Origin of the sequence: Streptomyces sp. NBC_00012 (assembly GCF_045040875.1) — a bacterium.
Taxonomy (GTDB): Bacteria; Actinomycetota; Actinomycetes; order Streptomycetales; family Streptomycetaceae; genus Streptomyces.
On record NZ_CP108309.1, the window covers coordinates 1,247,767 to 1,265,485 of the forward strand.

Annotated in this window: 12 protein-coding genes; 5 read left to right on the top strand and 7 right to left on the bottom strand. The window is 71.6% G+C overall.

The genetic code is table 11. The features are described 5' to 3' along the window. Window positions 1–287 precede the first annotated feature (287 nt). From OHA19_RS05940 to OHA19_RS05960, 5 genes are all read left to right on the top strand, one after another. A complete protein-coding gene (locus tag OHA19_RS05940) occupies window positions 288–1,274 on the top strand; it encodes a hydroxyacid dehydrogenase (protein WP_405719142.1) in 987 nt (328 codons plus the stop codon). Window positions 1,275–1,336: 62 nt separating this feature from the next. Continuing rightward, on the top strand, window positions 1,337–2,431 hold the full coding sequence (locus OHA19_RS05945) for a LacI family DNA-binding transcriptional regulator (RefSeq protein ID WP_405719139.1): 1,095 nt from the start codon (window positions 1,337–1,339) through the stop codon (window positions 2,429–2,431). Window positions 2,432–2,587: 156 nt separating this feature from the next. After that, the gene (locus OHA19_RS05950) at window positions 2,588–3,988 is read left to right on the top strand and encodes a M60 family metallopeptidase (protein ID WP_405749581.1); all 1,401 of its coding nucleotides are present in this window, start codon (window positions 2,588–2,590) and stop codon (window positions 3,986–3,988) included. Between the two features lie 23 nt (window positions 3,989–4,011). After that, a complete protein-coding gene (locus tag OHA19_RS05955; protein WP_405749583.1) occupies window positions 4,012–6,456 on the top strand; it encodes a polysaccharide lyase 8 family protein in 2,445 nt (814 codons plus the stop codon). Window positions 6,457–6,491: 35 nt separating this feature from the next. Beyond that, on the top strand, window positions 6,492–8,402 hold the full coding sequence (locus OHA19_RS05960; RefSeq protein ID WP_405719132.1) for a DUF2264 domain-containing protein: 1,911 nt from the start codon (window positions 6,492–6,494) through the stop codon (window positions 8,400–8,402). Between the two features lie 67 nt (window positions 8,403–8,469). Here OHA19_RS05960 and OHA19_RS05965 read toward each other — a convergent pair whose 3' ends face one another. The 7 genes from OHA19_RS05965 to OHA19_RS05995 all read right to left on the bottom strand — a co-directional run bounded on the left by OHA19_RS05965 (window position 8,470) and on the right by OHA19_RS05995 (window position 17,452). After that, window positions 8,470–9,057 (bottom strand): GAF domain-containing protein, encoded by a 588-nt coding sequence (locus OHA19_RS05965; RefSeq protein ID WP_405749585.1) that lies wholly within the window; start codon window positions 9,055–9,057, stop codon window positions 8,470–8,472. Next, complete coding sequence (locus tag OHA19_RS05970) at window positions 9,054–9,614, bottom strand: GTP-binding protein (RefSeq protein ID WP_405753226.1); 561 nt, start codon at window positions 9,612–9,614, stop codon at window positions 9,054–9,056. Before OHA19_RS05970 ends, OHA19_RS05965 begins: the two co-directional genes overlap by 4 nt. A 274-nt stretch (window positions 9,615–9,888) precedes the next feature. Further along, entirely contained in the window at window positions 9,889–10,260 is a 372-nt protein-coding gene (locus OHA19_RS05975) for a DUF742 domain-containing protein (protein WP_405722011.1), read from the bottom strand. A 2-nt stretch (window positions 10,261–10,262) separates the two neighbouring features. Next, the gene (locus OHA19_RS05980; RefSeq protein ID WP_405749587.1) at window positions 10,263–10,697 is read right to left on the bottom strand and encodes a roadblock/LC7 domain-containing protein; all 435 of its coding nucleotides are present in this window, start codon (window positions 10,695–10,697) and stop codon (window positions 10,263–10,265) included. A 7-nt stretch (window positions 10,698–10,704) separates the two neighbouring features. Continuing rightward, the gene (locus OHA19_RS05985) at window positions 10,705–12,699 is read right to left on the bottom strand and encodes an ATP-binding protein (RefSeq protein ID WP_405749589.1); all 1,995 of its coding nucleotides are present in this window, start codon (window positions 12,697–12,699) and stop codon (window positions 10,705–10,707) included. 497 nt (window positions 12,700–13,196) lie between these two features. Next, window positions 13,197–14,537 (bottom strand): SWIM zinc finger family protein, encoded by a 1,341-nt coding sequence (locus tag OHA19_RS05990; protein WP_405719120.1) that lies wholly within the window; start codon window positions 14,535–14,537, stop codon window positions 13,197–13,199. Continuing rightward, a complete protein-coding gene (locus OHA19_RS05995; RefSeq protein ID WP_405719117.1) occupies window positions 14,534–17,452 on the bottom strand; it encodes a DEAD/DEAH box helicase in 2,919 nt (972 codons plus the stop codon). Before OHA19_RS05995 ends, OHA19_RS05990 begins: the two co-directional genes overlap by 4 nt. Window positions 17,453–17,719: the final 267 nt, after the last annotated feature.

A 17,719-nucleotide genomic window follows, 5' to 3' on the forward strand; every position in this document is an offset into this window, starting at 1 on the left:
TTAGTAAGCGATTAACCCAAGCGTCAAGAGATCCGGGCAAATGTCGTTGAGCCGCGATGTTCCGGCGACTGAATCCAGCACCTCTAAACCGCAAATATGGTGTGTAATTGGACAGTTGAGGCGGGCTGGAGCTTGACGGTCGGCCATCACGATCCCTAGCGTGCCGGTCATCCCATAGAACGCGATTACTGTCCGGAGGCAGGGTGCGAACCACCGAAGAGGCACCGGCTCAATCCGGTAGCGATGCTGCGGCACCGTCCCCGCGACGGCCGCGCACCGTCCTGGTCATGAGCCCCGGGCTGCTCGACGACGTCTTCCCGCCACCGGCCCGGGCCCGCCTGGAGGAGGCCGCCGACCTGCTCGACCCGTCCGTGATCAGCGAGTTCGACTCCCCGGCGGCCTCGGCGGCGCTTCGCGGCGCGGAGGTCCTGCTCACCGGCTGGGGCTGCCCGCCCGTCGACGCCGTGCTGCTGGACCGGGCCCCCGCGCTACGTGCCGTGATCCATGCGGCCGGCACGGTGAAAACGTTTCTGTCCCCGGTTGCGTTCGATCGCGGGATCGTCGTCTCGTCGGCCGCCGCCGCCAACGCCGTACCCGTCGCCGAGTACACCCTGGCGGCGATCATCATGGGCGCCAAGCGGGTCTTCCCGCTGGCCGGGCTCTTCCGCACCCGGCGCACCCACCGCACCCACGCCGACCTCGACCGGCAGCACTGGCTCGGCACCCACGGGCTGACCATCGGTGTCGTCGGGGCCTCCCGGATCGGACGCCGGGTCATCGAACTCCTCCGGATCCTCGACGCGGAGGTACTGCTCCACGATCCCTATGTCAGCGCGTCCGAGGCGGAACTGCTCGGCGTCACCCCGACCGACCTCGACACCCTGGTGGCGACGAGTGACGTGGTGACCGTCCACGCCCCCGACACACCGGAGACCCGCGGGATGATCGACGCCCGGCGGATCGGCCTGATGCGACCCGGCACCCTGCTCGTCAACACCGCGCGCGGCCGGCTCGTGGACACCGAGGCGCTGACCGGGCACCTGGTCAGCGGGCGACTGGACGCGGTCCTCGACGTGACATCGCCCGAGCCGCTGCCGGACAGCCACCCCCTGTGGGACCTTCCGAACGTCTTCCTCACCCCGCACCTGGCCGGCGCCCAGGGCAACGAGGTGGGCAGGCTGGGGGCGCTCGCGGTGGACGAGCTGGTCCGGTACGCCCACGGCACACCGTTCGACCACCCGGTGCACCGGGCCGATCTGGGGAGGATCGCGTGAGCCCGCCCCCGGCACAGGCTCTAGGCTCGACGTCACACAACAGCCACCAGGGGGTGAGCCGGATGCGCCGGCAGAGCACAGCCGGGGACGGACAACGGCGGGCAACGGTCACCGACGTCGCGCGGCGCGCAGGTGTGTCGACGGCCACGGTCTCCCGCGTACTGAACCGCAACTACCCGGTCGCCGAGGCGACCCGGGAGCGGGTCGAGTCCGCGATGCGCGAGCTGGGCTATGTCGTCAACGCCCACGCCCGCGCCCTGGCCGGCGTCTCCAACCGCACCGTCGGGATCATCGTCAACGAGGTCATCGACCCGTTCTACGCGTACATCGCGCGCGGTGTGGAGCGGGAGGCGGCACTGGGCGGACGGCTCTGTCTGGTCTGCTGCACCCAGGGCGATCCGCAGCGGGAGCTGGCCTTCATCGATCTGATGCACGAGCGCCGGGCGGACGCGGTGGTGGTGGTCGGCGGCTCCATCGCGGACCGCGGCTACACCACCGAGCTGGCCCGCAGGGCGCGCGAGCTGGACGCGGGCGGATCGAAGCTGGTGCTGTGCGGCAGGCCGCCGCTGGACGAGGAGGCCCCGACCGTCGCGGTCGAGTACGACAACGAGGGTGGCGCCTTCGCCATCACCGACCATCTGCTGATGCAGGGCCACGAGCGGATCCTCTACCTCGCCGGCCCGCCCAAGCTCTCCACCACCCGCGACCGGCTGGCCGGATACCAGCGGGCGCTGCGGCTGCGCGGCATCGCCCCGGACCCCGACCTGGTCCGCCCCGGCACCTTCAGCCGTAACTTCGGCTACCGGAAGATGGCCGAAGTCCTGCGGGACGGGCCGGACTTCACCGCCGTCTTCGCGGCCAACGACATGGTGGCGGCGGGCGCGGCCCAGGCCCTGGAGGAGGCCGGGATCCGGGTGCCGAAGGACGTGTCCCTGGTGGGGTACGACGACATTCCGGTGGCCCAGGAGCTGCGGCCCCGGCTGACCACCGTCCACATTCCCCTGGAGGAGATGGGACGCCAGGCGGTACGGCTGGCCGTGAACGGCGGGGACGAGGACGACTGGCGGGAACCCACCACGGGTGCGCTGCGGCTCGGCACCCACATCGTGGTACGCGATTCCGTTGCGCCGAGGTCTGGCCGCTCCATCCGTAAGTGACCGGTTACTTCCCGCCTGTCCGCAGTTGGTCATAGTAAATCTCAGTAACTTCTTGCCCCCTCTTGCCTCTGGACAGCAACCGCTTACATGCTGGCGCCGAGCAGCACCGTTCCGCACGCTTCCGCCCCTCACTGGTTTCCGCAGGGAGAGTTCCGCATGCGCATGCCCACAGACTCCGCCGGCTCCTCCACCCCTTCTTCCGCCGTCTCATCCCCCGTCGGCCGGCGCTCCGTCCTCGCCGCGGCCGCCGGGGCCGGGGCTGCCGTCGCACTCGGCGCCGCCGCCGGAACGGCTCGGGCCACCACGTCCGGCACCGCCACCGAGCGCACGGCCGGCCGCCCGGTCAAGCTGACCGTGACCGCCCGGCCCGCCGCCGAGGCCGAGCGGCTGCGGCTCGGACAGGCCCTGCGCGGCTCGGAGTTCCAGCCCACCGGGCTGTACGTCCCGGCCGGGACCCCGCTCTCCCTCACCGTCCAGCCGTACGACGATCTGCTGCCCACCCTCTGGATCGGCGCCTGGGACTACTACGGCGAGATCACCGAGCCCCGCAGCTATCCGCTGACCGCGGGGGCGAACACCGTCACGGACCCACACGGCGGCCCGGTCTACCTCACCCTGACGGGCCGCGGCGAGCAGGCCGGTGTGGTGATCCGCTCCGGCGCCGTCCCCATGCCGGTCTTCACCCTGGGCAGCACCTCGGAGGCCGATTACCAGCACCGGCTGGACACGCTCACCGCCTCGCCGTACGTCGAACTGCACGCACCGAACACCATCATGACGCTCACTCGCGAGGGCGCGCTGCTGTACCGCGACGAGGACCACGCCGCACTGCTCGGGCTGGTCGAGACGATCATCGACTCCCACGCCCGGATCAGCGGTCTGGACGGCTCGAAGCCGGTACACCGGCGCAAGGCCGGGCCGTACCACTTCACCGAGGTCAGCAAGGTGCCCAGCGGCGTGGGCGCCTATGCCACGCACGGCTACAACGGCTTCCCGCGCGCCTACCTCGACCGGGCCACGACCGTGGAGGGGCTGCGGACCCGGGGCTGGGGGCTTTACCACGAACTCGGCCATCTCCACCAGCAGATGGCGTACAAGCCCGGCGGTCTGACCGAGGTCACGGTCAACATCTACTCACTGGCCGCCCAGCGCACCCTGAAGCAGCCGTCCAACCTCCTCACCGTCGACCCGAAGACGGGGCTCACCTACTTCCAGTCGGCACGGCTGAAGTTCGGCACGGCCGGGCTGACGTACGAGAAGTCCTTCGGCGCCTACGAGAAGCTCGTCCCGTTGCGACAGCTGGAGCTGGCGTTCGGCAACGACTTCTGGCCCCGGCTGCACAAGCTGGTCCGCGAGGAGAATCCGCAGTCCGACTACACCGAGAACGACAAGCGCTACCGGGCCCTGGCCACCTACTCCAGCCGGATCGCGGGCTACGACCTCACGGACTTCTTCCTGAACACCTGGGCGTTCCCGATCGACGCCACGGGCCGGGCCGAGCTGGCCGCACTGAACCTTCCGAAGCCGCCCGTCGACCCTGCCACGCTGGCCGACTGACCGCTGCGACAAGGGAGTTCACCGTGAACCTCAGCAGACGCACACTGCTCGCGGCGAGCAGCGCCACCGCCGTCACAGCCGCGACGGCACAAATGACAACGGCCGGTTCCGCGCAAGCCTCCCCCACCGCGGACGCATCCGCCCGAGCCGGAGCCGCGGCCGCACCCACCGCCTGCTTCGACACACTGCTCGAGCGGGCCGAATCCCTGCTCACCGGCGGCGGATTCGACCCGGCCGACCCCGATTTCACCGCCGCGGTCGCGGCCCTGGACACCACGGCCGCGGGACTGTGGGACACCCTCGACCGCAGCGTCGGCCGCACCGCGCTCTGGCCGGACCTCGCGCCGCTCACCGACCCGGGCAACTTCGGCCAGAGCTACACCCGGCTGCGTACCGTCGCGACCGCCTGGGCCACCGAGGGGTCCTCCCTTGCCGGGTCCACACAGGTGGCGGGCGCCCTCGTCGCCGCGCTCCGCTTCACCCATGACACCGCGTACAACCCGGCCAGGCGCGAGACCGGCAACTGGTGGTTCTGGGAGATCGGCGCCCCGCGTGCGCTGATGGACTGTGCCGTCATCCTGCGCGACCGGATTCCCGCGGCCGACCTGACGGACTACCTCGCGGTCGTCGACCGGTTCTGCCCGGACGCGGACCGCCGTACCAACTCCCCCACGCTCGCGGAGACCGGGGCGAACCGCACCGACAAGGCCGTGATCGTGGCGCTGCGCGGGCTGCTGGGACAGGACCCGGCCAAGCTGGCCTCGGCCCGCGACGCGCTCTCCGACGTACGCGACTCGGGCCGCAACAGCCTGTTCCGGTACACGAGTTCGGGCGACGGCTTCTACGAGGACGGCTCGTTCGTCCAGCACGACGTGGTCGCCTACACAGGTTCGTACGGCGTGGTGCTGCTGGGCGGCACGGCGTATCTGCTGGCTCTGCTGGCGGGGTCCGAGTGGGCGGTGGCCGACCCCGAGGTGTCGGTGATGTACGACGCCGTGGAGCGGACCTTCGCCCCGGTGATCTTCGACGGGCTGATGATGGATTCGGTGCGCGGCCGGGCGATCTCCCGTGAGCGCGCCGGTGACCACCGCGACGGTGCGACGGCCCTCGCCGCGATCCTGCTGCTGGCGTCCGGCGCGCCCGCCGAGTACGCGACGCGCTGGCGGTCGCTGGTCAAGGGCTGGCTGACGCGCAACCGCACCACCCCCTTCGACGGTCTCGCGACTCTCCCCCAACTCGCCCTGGCCAAGGCCGTCCTGAGCGACGGGACGGTGCCGGCCGGACCCCGCTCCACGGGCAGCCACGTCTTCGCGGACATGGACCGCGCCGTGCACCGCCGCCCCGGCTGGGCCTGCGCGCTGTCGCTTTCGTCGAAGCGGATCTCGGCGTACGAGGCGGGCAACGGCGAGAATCTGCACGGCTGGTACACCGGCGACGGCATGACGTATCTGTACGACGGCGAAGACCTCGGGCAGTTCAATGACGGCTTCTGGCCGACCGTCGATCCCTACCGTCTCCCCGGCACCACGGTCGACACCCGGCAGCGGACCGATCTCGGCACCGGCGGGGGTACGTCCACCTACCGTCCGGCCAACACCGTCGCGGGTGGCGTGGTGCTGGACGGCCGGTACGGGGCCGCCGCGATGGAGGTGATCGGCGCCCAGGGCACCACCCTGCGGGCCAGGAAGTCGTGGTTCCTGCTGGACAACGCGGTGATCGCGCTCGGCGCGGGCATCACGGCGAGCGACGGCCGACCGGTCGAGACGATCGTCGAGAACCGCAACCTGGGTACGGACGGACGCCACCGGCTGCTGGTCGATGGCGTCCGCCTCCCCGTCGAGCAGGGCTGGAGCGGCGAGTTCGGCCGGGCCCGTTGGGCGCATGTCGACTCGGTGGGCGGCTATGTGTTCCCGGAGGGAACAGCCCTGCACGCCCTGCGTGAGCAGCGCACCGGCACCTGGCGGGCCATCGACACCGGCGCGGACACCGGCGGCAGCACCGACCCGGTCACCCGCCGCTATCTGACGCTCTGGACGGACCACGGCCCCTCTCCCGCCGACGCCCACTACGCCTATGTGCTGCTGCCCGGCGCGTCGGCCGCGGCGACCGCGGTGTGGTCGCGGTCCCGGCCGGTCCGGATCGTCGCCAACGACACCACCGCGCAGGCCGTGGAGGTGCGCCGGGCGGGGCTGACCGCGGTGAACTTCTGGGGCGCCGGAACGGCTGCCGGGATCACCGCGTCGGGCCCGGCGTCGGTGCTGGTGCAGCGCCAGGGCGGACACGTCCGGGTCGCGGTCGCCGACCCGGGCCGGACCCTCACCACGCTCACGGTCGAACTCCCTTTCCCCGTACGGTCAGTGGCACAGGCCGATGGTTCGGTGAGTCTCGTCCCGGGCCGCAGGCCCGTGCTCACCGTCGCCGTCGGCGGCTCACGCGGCCACACCCACAGAGCCGATCTCGTCCAGTAGCCCATCCGCGCATCACCCAGAGGAGCAGCACCACCATGTCCGTCGCACCGCATCTGCAACTGCCGCCGCCCGACCGGCTCCTGTCGTCACGTACCGGCTGGACCCGGGCGCACTGGGAGACGACCGCCGACCGGATGCTGGATGCGCTGGTGCCGTACGCGACCCCCGGCTTCGCCCAGTACCGGCTGCCCGGCCGGGGCAGCTGGTCGGGGGTCGTCTCGGACGGTCTCGAAGGGTTCGCCCGGTCGTTCCTGCTCGCCGCCTGCAGGATCGCGGGCGCGGGCGGGGCGGTCGCCCCCGCGCTGATCGATCGGTACACGGCGGGGCTGGCAGCGGGCACGGACCCCGGCAGTGGGGAGGCCTGGCCGAAACTGACGGACTGTTCGCAGCAGATGGTGGAGGCGGCCTCGGTCGCGGTGGCGCTGCACGAGACCCGGCCGTGGATCTGGGACCGGCTGGACGCCCGGGTCCAGGAGCGGGTCGTCGACTGGTTCTCCGGGTTCGTCGGCGGGCGCACCTGGGACAACAACTGGCGGCTCTTCCAGGTGGTGTCCGAGCAGTTCCTCGCCTCGGTCGGCGCGCCGTACAGCCGCTCGGACATCGAGTCGAACCTGGACAGGATCGAGGACTGGTACGTCGGTGACGGCTGGTACACCGACGGGGACGGCCGGAACTTCGACTACTACATCGGCTGGGCGATGCATCTGTACCCGCTCCTCTGGTCACGGATCGCGGGCGGCGACGACGGAGGCAGGACCGAGGTCTACCGGCAGCGGCTGAGCCGGTTCCTGGAGGACTATCAGCACTTCTTCGGCTCCGACGGCGCGCCGGTCCACCAGGGCCGTTCGCTGACCTACCGGTTCGCCGCGCTGGCTCCGGTGTGGATGGGCGCACTGGCCGACTGCACTCCGCTGGCGCCGGGGCTCACCCGCCGGCTCGCCTCGGGCACGATGCGGCACTTCGCGGAGCGCGGTGTGCCGGACGAGCGGGGGCTGCTGACGCTCGGCTGGTACGACACGTTCCTGCCGAGCACCCAGCCGTACTCCGGCCCCGCCTCTCCGTACTGGGCGAGCAAGGGCTTCCTCGGGCTGCTGCTGCCGGCCGACCACGCGGTGTGGACGGCGCGCGAACTCCCGCTGCCCGTCGAGGAGTCCGACCGGTACACCGCGCTGCCCGCCACCGGCTGGCTGCTGCACGGCACCCGTGACGACGGCATCGTCCGGCTGGTCAACCACGGCAGCGACCACAATCCGCCGTACGAGGAGGGGGCCGACCCGTCCGAGGGCACCGACGATCCGCACTACGCCCGGTTCGCGTACTCGACGGCGACGGGCCCCGAGGCCGCCCCGCACGCCGTGGTCCGCTCCATCGACGGTCATCTGGCGCTCCTGGCACCGAACGGCACCCCGTCGCTGCGCCGCCGGATCCATCCATTGCGCTGCGAGGACCGCGTCGCCGCCTCCTGGTACGCGGCCCGGCTGCCCGGTGACGATCATCCGTACCGGGTCGAGACCACAAGTGTGCTGCACGGTCCGTGGGAGATCCGGGTGCACCGGGTCGAGGCGCCCGAGGGCGCGGTGGTCCGGGAGGGCGGTCACGCCATCGCCCATGTGGAGCGCCCGTTCGCCCTGTCGGGTCCGGACTGGGCACTCGCCCGCACCGCCGAAGGTCTGAGCAGCGCGCTGATCGGGCTGCACGGCTGGGACGGCGGCACCGAAGGGGCGGCCGTGGCACGTGATGTCCAGTCGAATGCGTACGGGCCGCACTCGGCGATTCCGTATCTCCGCAGCGGGCCGCACCCGGGCGGGCGGAGCATCCATGTCTCGCTGGTCGCCCTCTCCCGGGACGCCGTGCATCCGGAGGCGCTGCGCGACGCGGTGCGGGTGCGTGCGGGTGCGGACTCGGTGGTGCTGACGTTCCTGGACGGTACGACGGTCGAGGTCTGAACTGCGAGGACAAAGGACTCATCGGGGTCGTCGGCCGGGCGCCCCGGCGCCGGGCGGGCGTGCCCGATCAGATCCCGATGCCGTTGCCCTCCCGCTGGTCGATGTGCCCGACGAGCTCCATGGCCAGGGACTTGATCGTGTCGAGTCCCGCCCTGCCCCACGGCCGGGGCACGGTGTCGACCGCGCAGACGGCACCCAGGGCGATGCCCGTGCGGTCGATCAGGGGTGCTCCGAGATAGGAGCGGATGCCTATTTCGTCGACCACCGGATTGCCGGCGAACCGCGGGTAGTCGCAGACGTCCTCCAGGACGAGCGCCTTGCGCCGTACGACGACATGCGGGCAGTAGCCGCGGTCGAGCGCCACATACCGGCCGCTGCGGCTGCTGCCTGCGGCCGCGGCACCCAGGTCGGATCCCTTGTGTGCGCCGCCCGGAGTGTGCAGCCCGGCGAAGAACTGCCGGTTGCCGTCGATGAAGTTGACCATCGAGAAGGGCACTTCGGTCACCTCGGCCACCCGGTCGGCGAAGGCGTCGAAGTTGTCGAACGACGCGTCGGGGCGCTCACCGAGCCCGAGCGTCCTCAGCCGCTGGGTACGGACCACGGCATCGCCGTCGACGGGCGTGAGCAGGATGCGGCCTGTGGTGTCCCGGATCACGGGCGGGCTCCGAAACCGGTCAACGGGGCCGAGGAAGAAGTGGCGTTGATCAGGTGCTGGACCAGTGTGACCAGGGCCCCGGTGCCCGAGCTGGCGATCCGGGCGTCGCAGAGCACCACCGGTACGTCCGGGCCCAGGTCGAGTGCGGCCCGGATCTCCTCGGGCGCGTAGCGGTAGGCGCCGTCGAACTCGTTCACCGCGACGATGAATCCGATGCCTCGCCGCTCGAAGAAGTCGACAGCGGCGAAGCACTCCGCGAGCCTGCGGGTGTCCGCGATCACTACGGCTCCCAGCGCTCCCTGGGAGAGCTCGTCCCACATGAACCAGAAACGTTCCTGGCCCGGGGTGCCGAAGAGATAGAGCACATGCTGCTCGTCGAGGGTGATGCGGCCGAAGTCCATCGCCACGGTGGTCGCGGTCTTGGACTCGATTCCTTCGAGGCTGTCGGTGGCGGCGCTGACCTGGGTCAGCAGCTCTTCCGTGCTGAGCGGTGCGATTTCGCTGACCGCGCCGACGAACGTCGTCTTGCCGACCCCGAACCCGCCGGCCACCAGCACCTTGAGCGCGACGGGAAACCCCTCGGAGCCCGTGGGGCCGCCGGGGGCGCCGTGATCCGGCTCGGGTTCGTGGCCCGGAGCGTCCGCATAGCCCTGCGTGCCGCTGTAGCCCTGCGCGTCCCCGTAGCTCTGAGCATCCCCGTGGTTCCCCGGGTGTCCGTAGCTATCCGGGCCGCCACCGCCCTCGAACTGACCGTGGCCTCCGCGGCTTTCGTGACTTCCGAAGCCTTCGGGGCTTGCGTCGTTCCAGTACGCTGCAGGGCTGCCGAAGCCCTCAGAGCTGTCGTCGTAAGCCATCGAGCACTGCCTCCAGCAGAGATCGGTCGGTGGGCATGTCGTGGAAGGCGGGCGGGTGCGCGGTCACTGCCCCGCAGTCGACCAGGTCGGAGACGAGCACCTTGGTGACGACTGCGGGCAACCGCAGATGGGCGGCGATCTCGGCCACCGAGGTGGGGCCGCCGCACAGCCCCAGCGCGACGGAGTGCTCGGGACCGAGATGTATCTGCGGTTCACTCCCCGTGGCCATGATCAGGGAGAGCAGATCGAGCACGGCCGTAGGACGGGTCCGGCCGTTGCTCACGGTGTACGGGCGAATCAGCCGGCCGGCCGCGTCGTCGAGCAGAGGCCCGTCCTGCGGGACCGACACCCTCACAGCCCCGTGGTGCCCGGCGACCCGGCCGCTTGTCTGACGGGCGTCATCAGATAGGGCCGGACGCTCTTGACCAGCATGGTCATCTCGTAGCCGAGCACCGCCGCGTCCGCCTCGCGTCCGGCGAGGACGGCGAGGCAGGTACCGGACCCGGCGGTGGAGACGAACAGCAGGGTCGAGTCGAGCTCGACCACCACCTGCCGTACCTCGCCGCTGTCACCGAAGCGCGCTCCCGCGCTGCGGCCGAGCGAGTACAGGCCGGCGGCCAGCGCCGCCATGTGGTCGGCGCTGTCGGCGTCCATGCCATGAAGGGATTTCACCAGCCCGTCGGCGGAGAGGAGAACCGCGCTGCGTGTGTACGGAACGCGCTGGACCAGTCCGCTCAGCAGCCAGTCGAGGTCCGGGACCTGACCGGACGGCATATCGGTCGCCATGGTGCATCTACTCCTTGGAGGTGTTCGTTTCGAGAGGGTCGTCGGCCCGGGCCGCGTCAGGGCCCAGGCCCGAGGGGTACGGGGCGACGGTCGCGGTGGCTCCGCGTACCGGCAGCGGTTCGAGTGGGGCCCGGGGCTGCCAGGCCAGCGGGTCGGCCGCCGCCCCGGGGGCTGTTTCCGGCTCCGGGGCGGTGTCGGCCTCGGATTCGCTGCGGGCCTCGGCGAGTTCGATGCCCCGTCGGAAGGCCGCCATGAGTCCCGGGTCGTGCAGTGCCTGTTCGTCCTCGCTGCGCGGGGCCGGTGCCTCCCTGAGCTGCGGGACCAGGTGCTCCTGGTTGGCACGCCTGGGCAGTTGGGGCCGGCCCATGCTGCCGCGCACCACTGTGGGCTCGGAGCGGGCGGCGTCGGGTGCGTCCTCGGCGGTCCGGATGCCGGGGGTGGCCTCGGCCGGGGTCGGGCGGTCCCGGCACTCGGCGCGCAGCGGGAGCGGCGGGGCTTCGCCCTGGCCCTGGTCGCCCTGTGCCTGCTGGGGCGGTTGGTGCAGGCGCAGCGGCTGGCTGGGGACGTAGGGCTGGCGGACGGCGTTCGTCTGCGGACCCGGTGCGGTGCTCGGACCGGGGTTCAGACTCACGTTCGGCGCGGGGTTGGCGTTCAGGCTCGGGGCCGGTTCCGGCCTGTGGTGGCCGGCCCGGTCGTCCTCGGCCGGTGGGCGGTGTACGGGACCCGGGGGCGGCACCGGTGCCGCGCCGCCCTCGGCCGGAGTGTCCCCGTCCACGCCCAGCAGGGACTGCGGGAGGACGAGTACGGCCTGTGTGCCGCCGTAGATGTTGCTCTGCAGCCGGACCGCGATGCCGTGCCGCCGGGCCAGTGACGCGACGACGAACAGCCCGATCCGGCCGTCCTGGAGCAGATGCGCCACATTGACCTGGTCGGGGTCGGCGAGCAGGGCGTTCATCCGCTTCTGCTCGATGCCCGGCATGCCGAGCCCCCGGTCCTCCACCTCCAGAGCCAGTCCGGCGGTGACCTGCTGGGCGCGCAACAGCACCTGGGTGTGCGGGGCGGAGAACACGGTCGCGTTCTCCACCAGTTCGGCCAGCAGGTGGATCACGTCCGCCACGGCGTGGCCGCGCAGCGTGCCGGCGATCGGCGGCACGAGCTTGACCCGTGGATACTGTTCGACCTCGGCGATCGCCGAGCGCAGGACCTCGGTCATGGTGACGGGGTTGCTCCACTGCCGCCGGGAGACGGCGCCGCCGAGGACGGCGAGGTTCTCGGCGTGCCTGCGGATGCGGGTGGCGAGATGGTCGACGTGGAAGAGGCCCTTGAGCAGATCGGGGTCCTCGACCTCGTGCTCCAGCTCGTCGAGCAGCTGGATCTCCCGGTGCACCAGCGACTGCAGCCGGCGGGCGAGATTGACGAAGACCTCGACCTTCTGGTCCTCGCCGGAGTGGTCGGCGAGCCGGGACGCCTGGACGACCGCGGCCACGGCGGCCTCCTGCTGGCGGCCGAGCTCCTGGGCGAGCAGCTCGAAGCCGTCGCTGCCCGGAGCCGAGGGCTGTGCGGGCTTGCGCGCGGGCACCGGTTCGCCGTTGCGGAGCTGTTCCACCACCCGCTGCAGTTCGGCCTGGCCCTGGGCGCTGGCGCGGCGAAGTGCCAGACAGCGGCCGAAAACGGTGGTGGCGACGCGATTGGCGGCGAGGTACGCGGCCAGCACCGCGGCGAGTGCCAGGGTTCCGGCAGCACCCAGCGCGATCCAGAGCTCGCCGGAGAGCCGGGCTCCGGTGGAGCGGGCGGTGAAAATGACCGCTGCGGCTCCGCTCAGTACCGCCACGACGGTCGGCAGCACCGCCGTGCGCAGGAGTTGGGGGCGTATACGCGCCTCGGGGGACGGCTGGGCGGCGCGCGGCCTGCCCGCGGCCGAGTGGGAACGGGCACCCGGTCGGCCGTGCCGTCCGCCCTCTCGGCGTTCCGGGCGCGCTACGGGCGCGCGAAGTTGAGACATCAGTGTCCTCGGTACGTGGGGCACCAGGAATCGGCGTTCATGCGGTGGCACCTACGGTGGTCGGTCAGGCTCGGCGCATCGGTCGGGCGGGCTCGAAAGTCATGAGCCCACCGTTGATCACCGGCCACACACGGTAGTCGTCAATCAAGCGGGTGCGGCGGGCAGTTGTCGAACTTGCCCGCCATCCGTCCCGCTCTGGTATGACCGCTCGCACAAGGGACCGATTACTCCGCATTGGCACCTGGCCGGCCGACACCCGAACGGCCGATCCGAATGAACCCATGAGCACACGAAACGGCCCGGCCCGTACCCCCCACCGGATCGGCCGACAGGTCCGTGATCCGGGCCGCCGCCGCGGGCCGGTGCTCGACCGGCTGCGGAGCCACCGCGCGCCACCAGGGCGCGGAGGGAATGGCCTGCGCCGTGGGTTCGAAGGGACGGGTGGTAGTCGTACCCGAGTGATCCACCGGACGAGGTATCGGAGCTGATCCGGCCGGTCATGTCCCCGGCAGGATTGGCAGCACAGCCTCCACGGCGTCCTGGCAGGGAGGGCCGGCCGGCCACCACTGGCCGGACTGCTTGCGGAACGGGTACCAGTGACCGTCCGGTCCGTACCGCAACTCGATATCGTGACCGACCAATTGGAGGCGGCCGCCGGTGCGGCGCAACAGGGGAGGGCCGGGCAGGCCGGGAAGCGGCCGGGTGAGGAGTTGTTCGCGTGCCGCGGTCTCCGCGGCACGCGGTGGCACCTGGCCTCCATCGAGGACGGCCAGTGCGGGTTGGCCACCGTGCTTCCACGCCGCGCTTGCCCGCGCGAGCCGGGCGCGCGCCTGCTCTGAACTGTTCAGCAGGCGGCCTACGACGCGAGGATCGCCGTCCGCTCGTGCCGCGCGCCGGACGGTGTCCAGCCAGGGGTCGGTGTCGAGCCACAGCCGGGCGGCGGGGGCGCCTCCGGTGGCGACCGCGTGGCTGTAGGCGTCGGCGGCACGGTGGGCGGCGTCGTCGGCCAGCGTGCGCAGCCGGTCGGGGGCGACAAGGCTGTCCTCGTGGCCCGGATCCGGGAACGGTCCGACGGTGACGGGCCCGGTCGCCGGGGCGGGAAGCTCCGGCAGGGGAGGCAGTCCGCCTTCCTGCCTGGCCCGCGCGAACGCCTCGCCGGCCGGGACTCCGCGAGCCGCGCCCGCCCTGGTCAGTTCCGCTTCTTCGGCAGCCTGTTCGGCAGCGGCGGCTTCGCGTTCGGCGCACCGGAGCGCTGCTTCCTCACGCACGAAGTCCAAGTGGTGGCCGCGGAGCAGCAGGAGGGCGTCGGGGCGGGCGTCGATGGCCCGGGCGTACTGGTAGGAGACCGCTGCCGCGTGTTTGCAGGGGAAGCCCCAGTCGGGGCAAGTGCATTCGTAGTCGGTGAGGCCGGGTCTGGGTACCAGGGCAATGTCTTCGGCGACGGCGATGCGCGCGGTGGCCTCGCCGAGCTCCCCGCGGGACAGTTCGGCGGCGGCGTCGACGTCGTCCGTCCATGCGTCGAGCAGCCGGTCCGCCTCCGCCTCGGGCAGTTCGGGAACGCGGAGCATGACTCTGTACGGGCGGCGGCCGCTGCCGGTGACCCGGGCGGACAGTTCGCCCGCGCGTACGGTGATGTCTCCGACCGCCCCGCGCCGGGCGTAGGTGCGGGCACGGTCGAGCCTGGCCGCGTGCCCGGAGTCCCGTCTGCGAGGACTTTCCAGGGCGGCGATCCACAGGATGCCCCACGGCCCGTCCGTCAGCTTCCGCTGTCCCGGTACCGGCGGCGGCTTCGGGAGGACCAGATCAACGGGGCGCTTCCCTGTGCCGTTGCGGCTCATCGGCTGCTCCGGTCGGTGGTGGTGTGCAGGGCGACCAGGTCGGCGAGTTCGTCGTCGGTCAGGTCGCTGATCGCGGCCTCTCCCCGGTTTCCGCCGAGGACCGAGTCTGCCAGGTCGCGCTTGGACGAGATGAGCTGTGCGATGCGCTCCTCGACCGTGCCTTCGGTGATCAGCCGGTGGACCTGGACCGGCTGGGTCTGGCCGATACGGTAGGCGCGGTCGGTGGCCTGGTCCTCGACGGCGGGATTCCACCAGCGGTCGTAGTGCACGACATGGGACGCCCGGGTGAGGTTGAGGCCGGTACCGGCTGCCTTCAGAGAAAGCAGGAACACCGGGACCTCGCCCCTCTGGAAGGCGTCGACCATCTCCTCGCGGCGGTGCACCGGTGTCCCGCCGTGCAGCAGGAGCGTCCGCACACCGCGCCGGGCCAGATGCGCCTCCAGCATCCGCGCCATCCGCGTGTACTGGGTGAAGACCAGCGCGGACGCGTTCTCGGCCAGGAGGACGTCGATCAGTTCGTCGAGGAGTTCGAGTTTGCCGCTGCGTCCGGTGAGGCGGGCCGCCGTGTCCTCCTTCAGGTAGTGGCCGGGATGGTTGCAGATCTGCTTGAGGGCAGTAAGGAGTTTGAGGACCAGGGCGTGCCGGGTGATGCCCTGTGCGTTGCGGATCTCGTCCATCGACTCCCGTACCTGTGCCTCGTACAGCACCGTCTGTTCCCGGGTCAGCCGGACTGGGTGGTCGGTCTCGGTCTTGGGCGGCAGTTCGGGCGCGATGCCCGGGTCGGTCTTGCGGCGGCGCAGCACGAAGGGGCGGATGAGGCGGCCGAGCCGTCCGGCGGCCGCCGCGTCGGCCTCGGCCTGGCTGCCGCGGGCGGCGCGTTCGGCGGCCCGGCCGTAACGGTCCCGGAAGGCGGTGAGCGGGCCGAGCAGACCGGGCGTAACCCAGTCCAGGAGCGACCAGAGTTCGGTGAGGTTGTTCTCCACCGGCGTGCCGGAGAGCGCTACCCGGGCCTGGGCGGGAAGGGTACGCATGGCCTTGGCGGTGACCGAGGCGGGATTCTTGGCGTGCTGCGCCTCGTCGGCTACGACGAGTCCCCACGGTCCGGCCTCGCAGAGGGCGGACAGGTCACGGCGGAGGGTGCCGTAGGTGGTGAGGGCGATCTCCCCGAGCCGGATGTCACCGAGGTCGCGTGCGGGTCCGTGATGGCGGCGCCAGGGCGTACCGGGCGCGAACCTGTCGATCTCCCGCCCCCAATTGCCGAGCAGCGAGGCGGGACACACCACCAGGGTGGGGCCGCAGGCCGTCCTCGGATCCTCCTGCCGGCGCAGGTGGAGGGCGATGGCGGTGATCGTCTTGCCGAGCCCCATGTCATCCGCGAGGCAAGCACCCAGGCCGAGACGGGTGAGCCGGTCCAGCCAGGCCAGGCCACGCAGCTGGTACCCGCGCAGGGTGGCCTCCAGCCCGGCGGGAGGCAGCAGCTCGGCATCCGCGGCGTGCTCCGGTGCGGTCAGCCGGTCACGAAGGGAGGCAAGCCATCCGTTCGGCCGCACCGGGGTGACGGATCCGTCATAGCCCGCCACCTCGCCCGTGAGAACGGCCGTCAGTGCCTCCAGGGCACCCAGTTCGCGTGGCCGGCTCCGGGCCTTGCGTACCAGCGCCTCGTCGACGACGACCCACTGGTCCCGCAGCCGCACCAGCGGGCGCCCGGCCTGTGCCAGCCGGTCGAGCTCCGCAGGGGTGAGAGTGCGGTCGCCGACCGCCAGCTCCCAGCGGAAGGAGAGCAGCGCGTCGGGTGTGAAGAAGCCCGATCCCTCCGGTTCTTCGTCCGGCGAACCGCTCCCGGGCTCGACGACTGCCTGTACGACGAGGTCCCGGACCAGGTCCTTCGGCAGGTGCACCGCCACACCCACCCGTGCCAGGGCACCGATGCCGTCGTCCAGCAGGGCGAGAAAGGCGTCGTCGTCCACGTCCAGTGCGTCCGGCCCGGCCGGTTCCAGCAGCCCGGTGAGCGCGGGCCAGACCTCGGCGGCCGCACGCAGCACCGCGTCGATCCGCGCACGGTCACGAGGACCGAATCCGTCCACGGTCCCACACCGCACCTCGGCCAGGTCGGCGAGCAGCAACGGATCCGCCAGCGAGCGCACCTGGGGCACACACCGCGCCGCCGCTCCGAGGCGGTCTGCGGCGCCCGCGCCCGTGCCGTCGTCGGCGCTATCGAAGTACCCCTCCGTATCCGGCAGTTCAAGCCGGAGGGAGAGCTGGACACCGGCGTCCCGGCCGTCGGCAACCTTGGCGGCCCAGCCCCCCAGCCCCGGCAGATGCCTGGAGTCCCGACCGGCGAAAGCGGCCTGCCCTGCAGCGGCGGCAGCGGCGGGCGTGCGCGGCAGCAAGTCGGCCACCGCGTCCAGGAACAGACGCAGCCGGTCGTACGGATGCGGCAGAAACAGCGGAGTACGCCCACGCCCGGCCTGCTCGAACGGAGTCGCGTACGCGGCGGGGTCAAGGGATCCGGCCAATGCCCGTACCCAGCCGGCGTCCTCCTGCGAGAACGGCCCCAGCCTCCACGCGTCGTACCCGCCAGCACTCAGCCCGGGCAGCAACAACCCTCGGCCGGCCATGTGCAGCGCATAGAGGGCCGCGTGGCGCCATGCGGCCCCTGTCACGGTAAGCCGCTCCGGCGGCTCGTCCAGCAGCAACGGCAGAACGTCGGCGAGCGGGCACACCACCGCGGGAACGGTCCGTCGCCGCCCGCCGCGACCGTGCGGCAGGACCACCAGGAGCTCTTCGGCGGGAGCACCGGCCGGCAGCCGCCCACCCTGGGCGTGGAAAGCGATCCGTCCGGAGCGCGGTGGATCGCCCGGCAGGAACACAGCCGCGCAACCCCTCAGATCCTCCCACCACACCGGGTCGAACATGACGGCCCCAGAAACGGGTGATACCTGCTCCGTCCCGGACCCCGGCTCGGAAGTCACAGGCGGGTCCACAGTCTGCCGATGCTGGGAAGGAATACGCCCCTTGGACAGGCGGGGATCATCGATCTCCCGACCGTCCACATCGATGTACCGAGCGCTCTGCTCCTGGCCTTCGTCGTTCATGGTCACCACGCGGTAGACCGTGGCCATCGTCTGGTTCCTCTGCCGACGTTCCCCAGCCGCGCCTGCCGCCGGTTTTCCTACTGATTG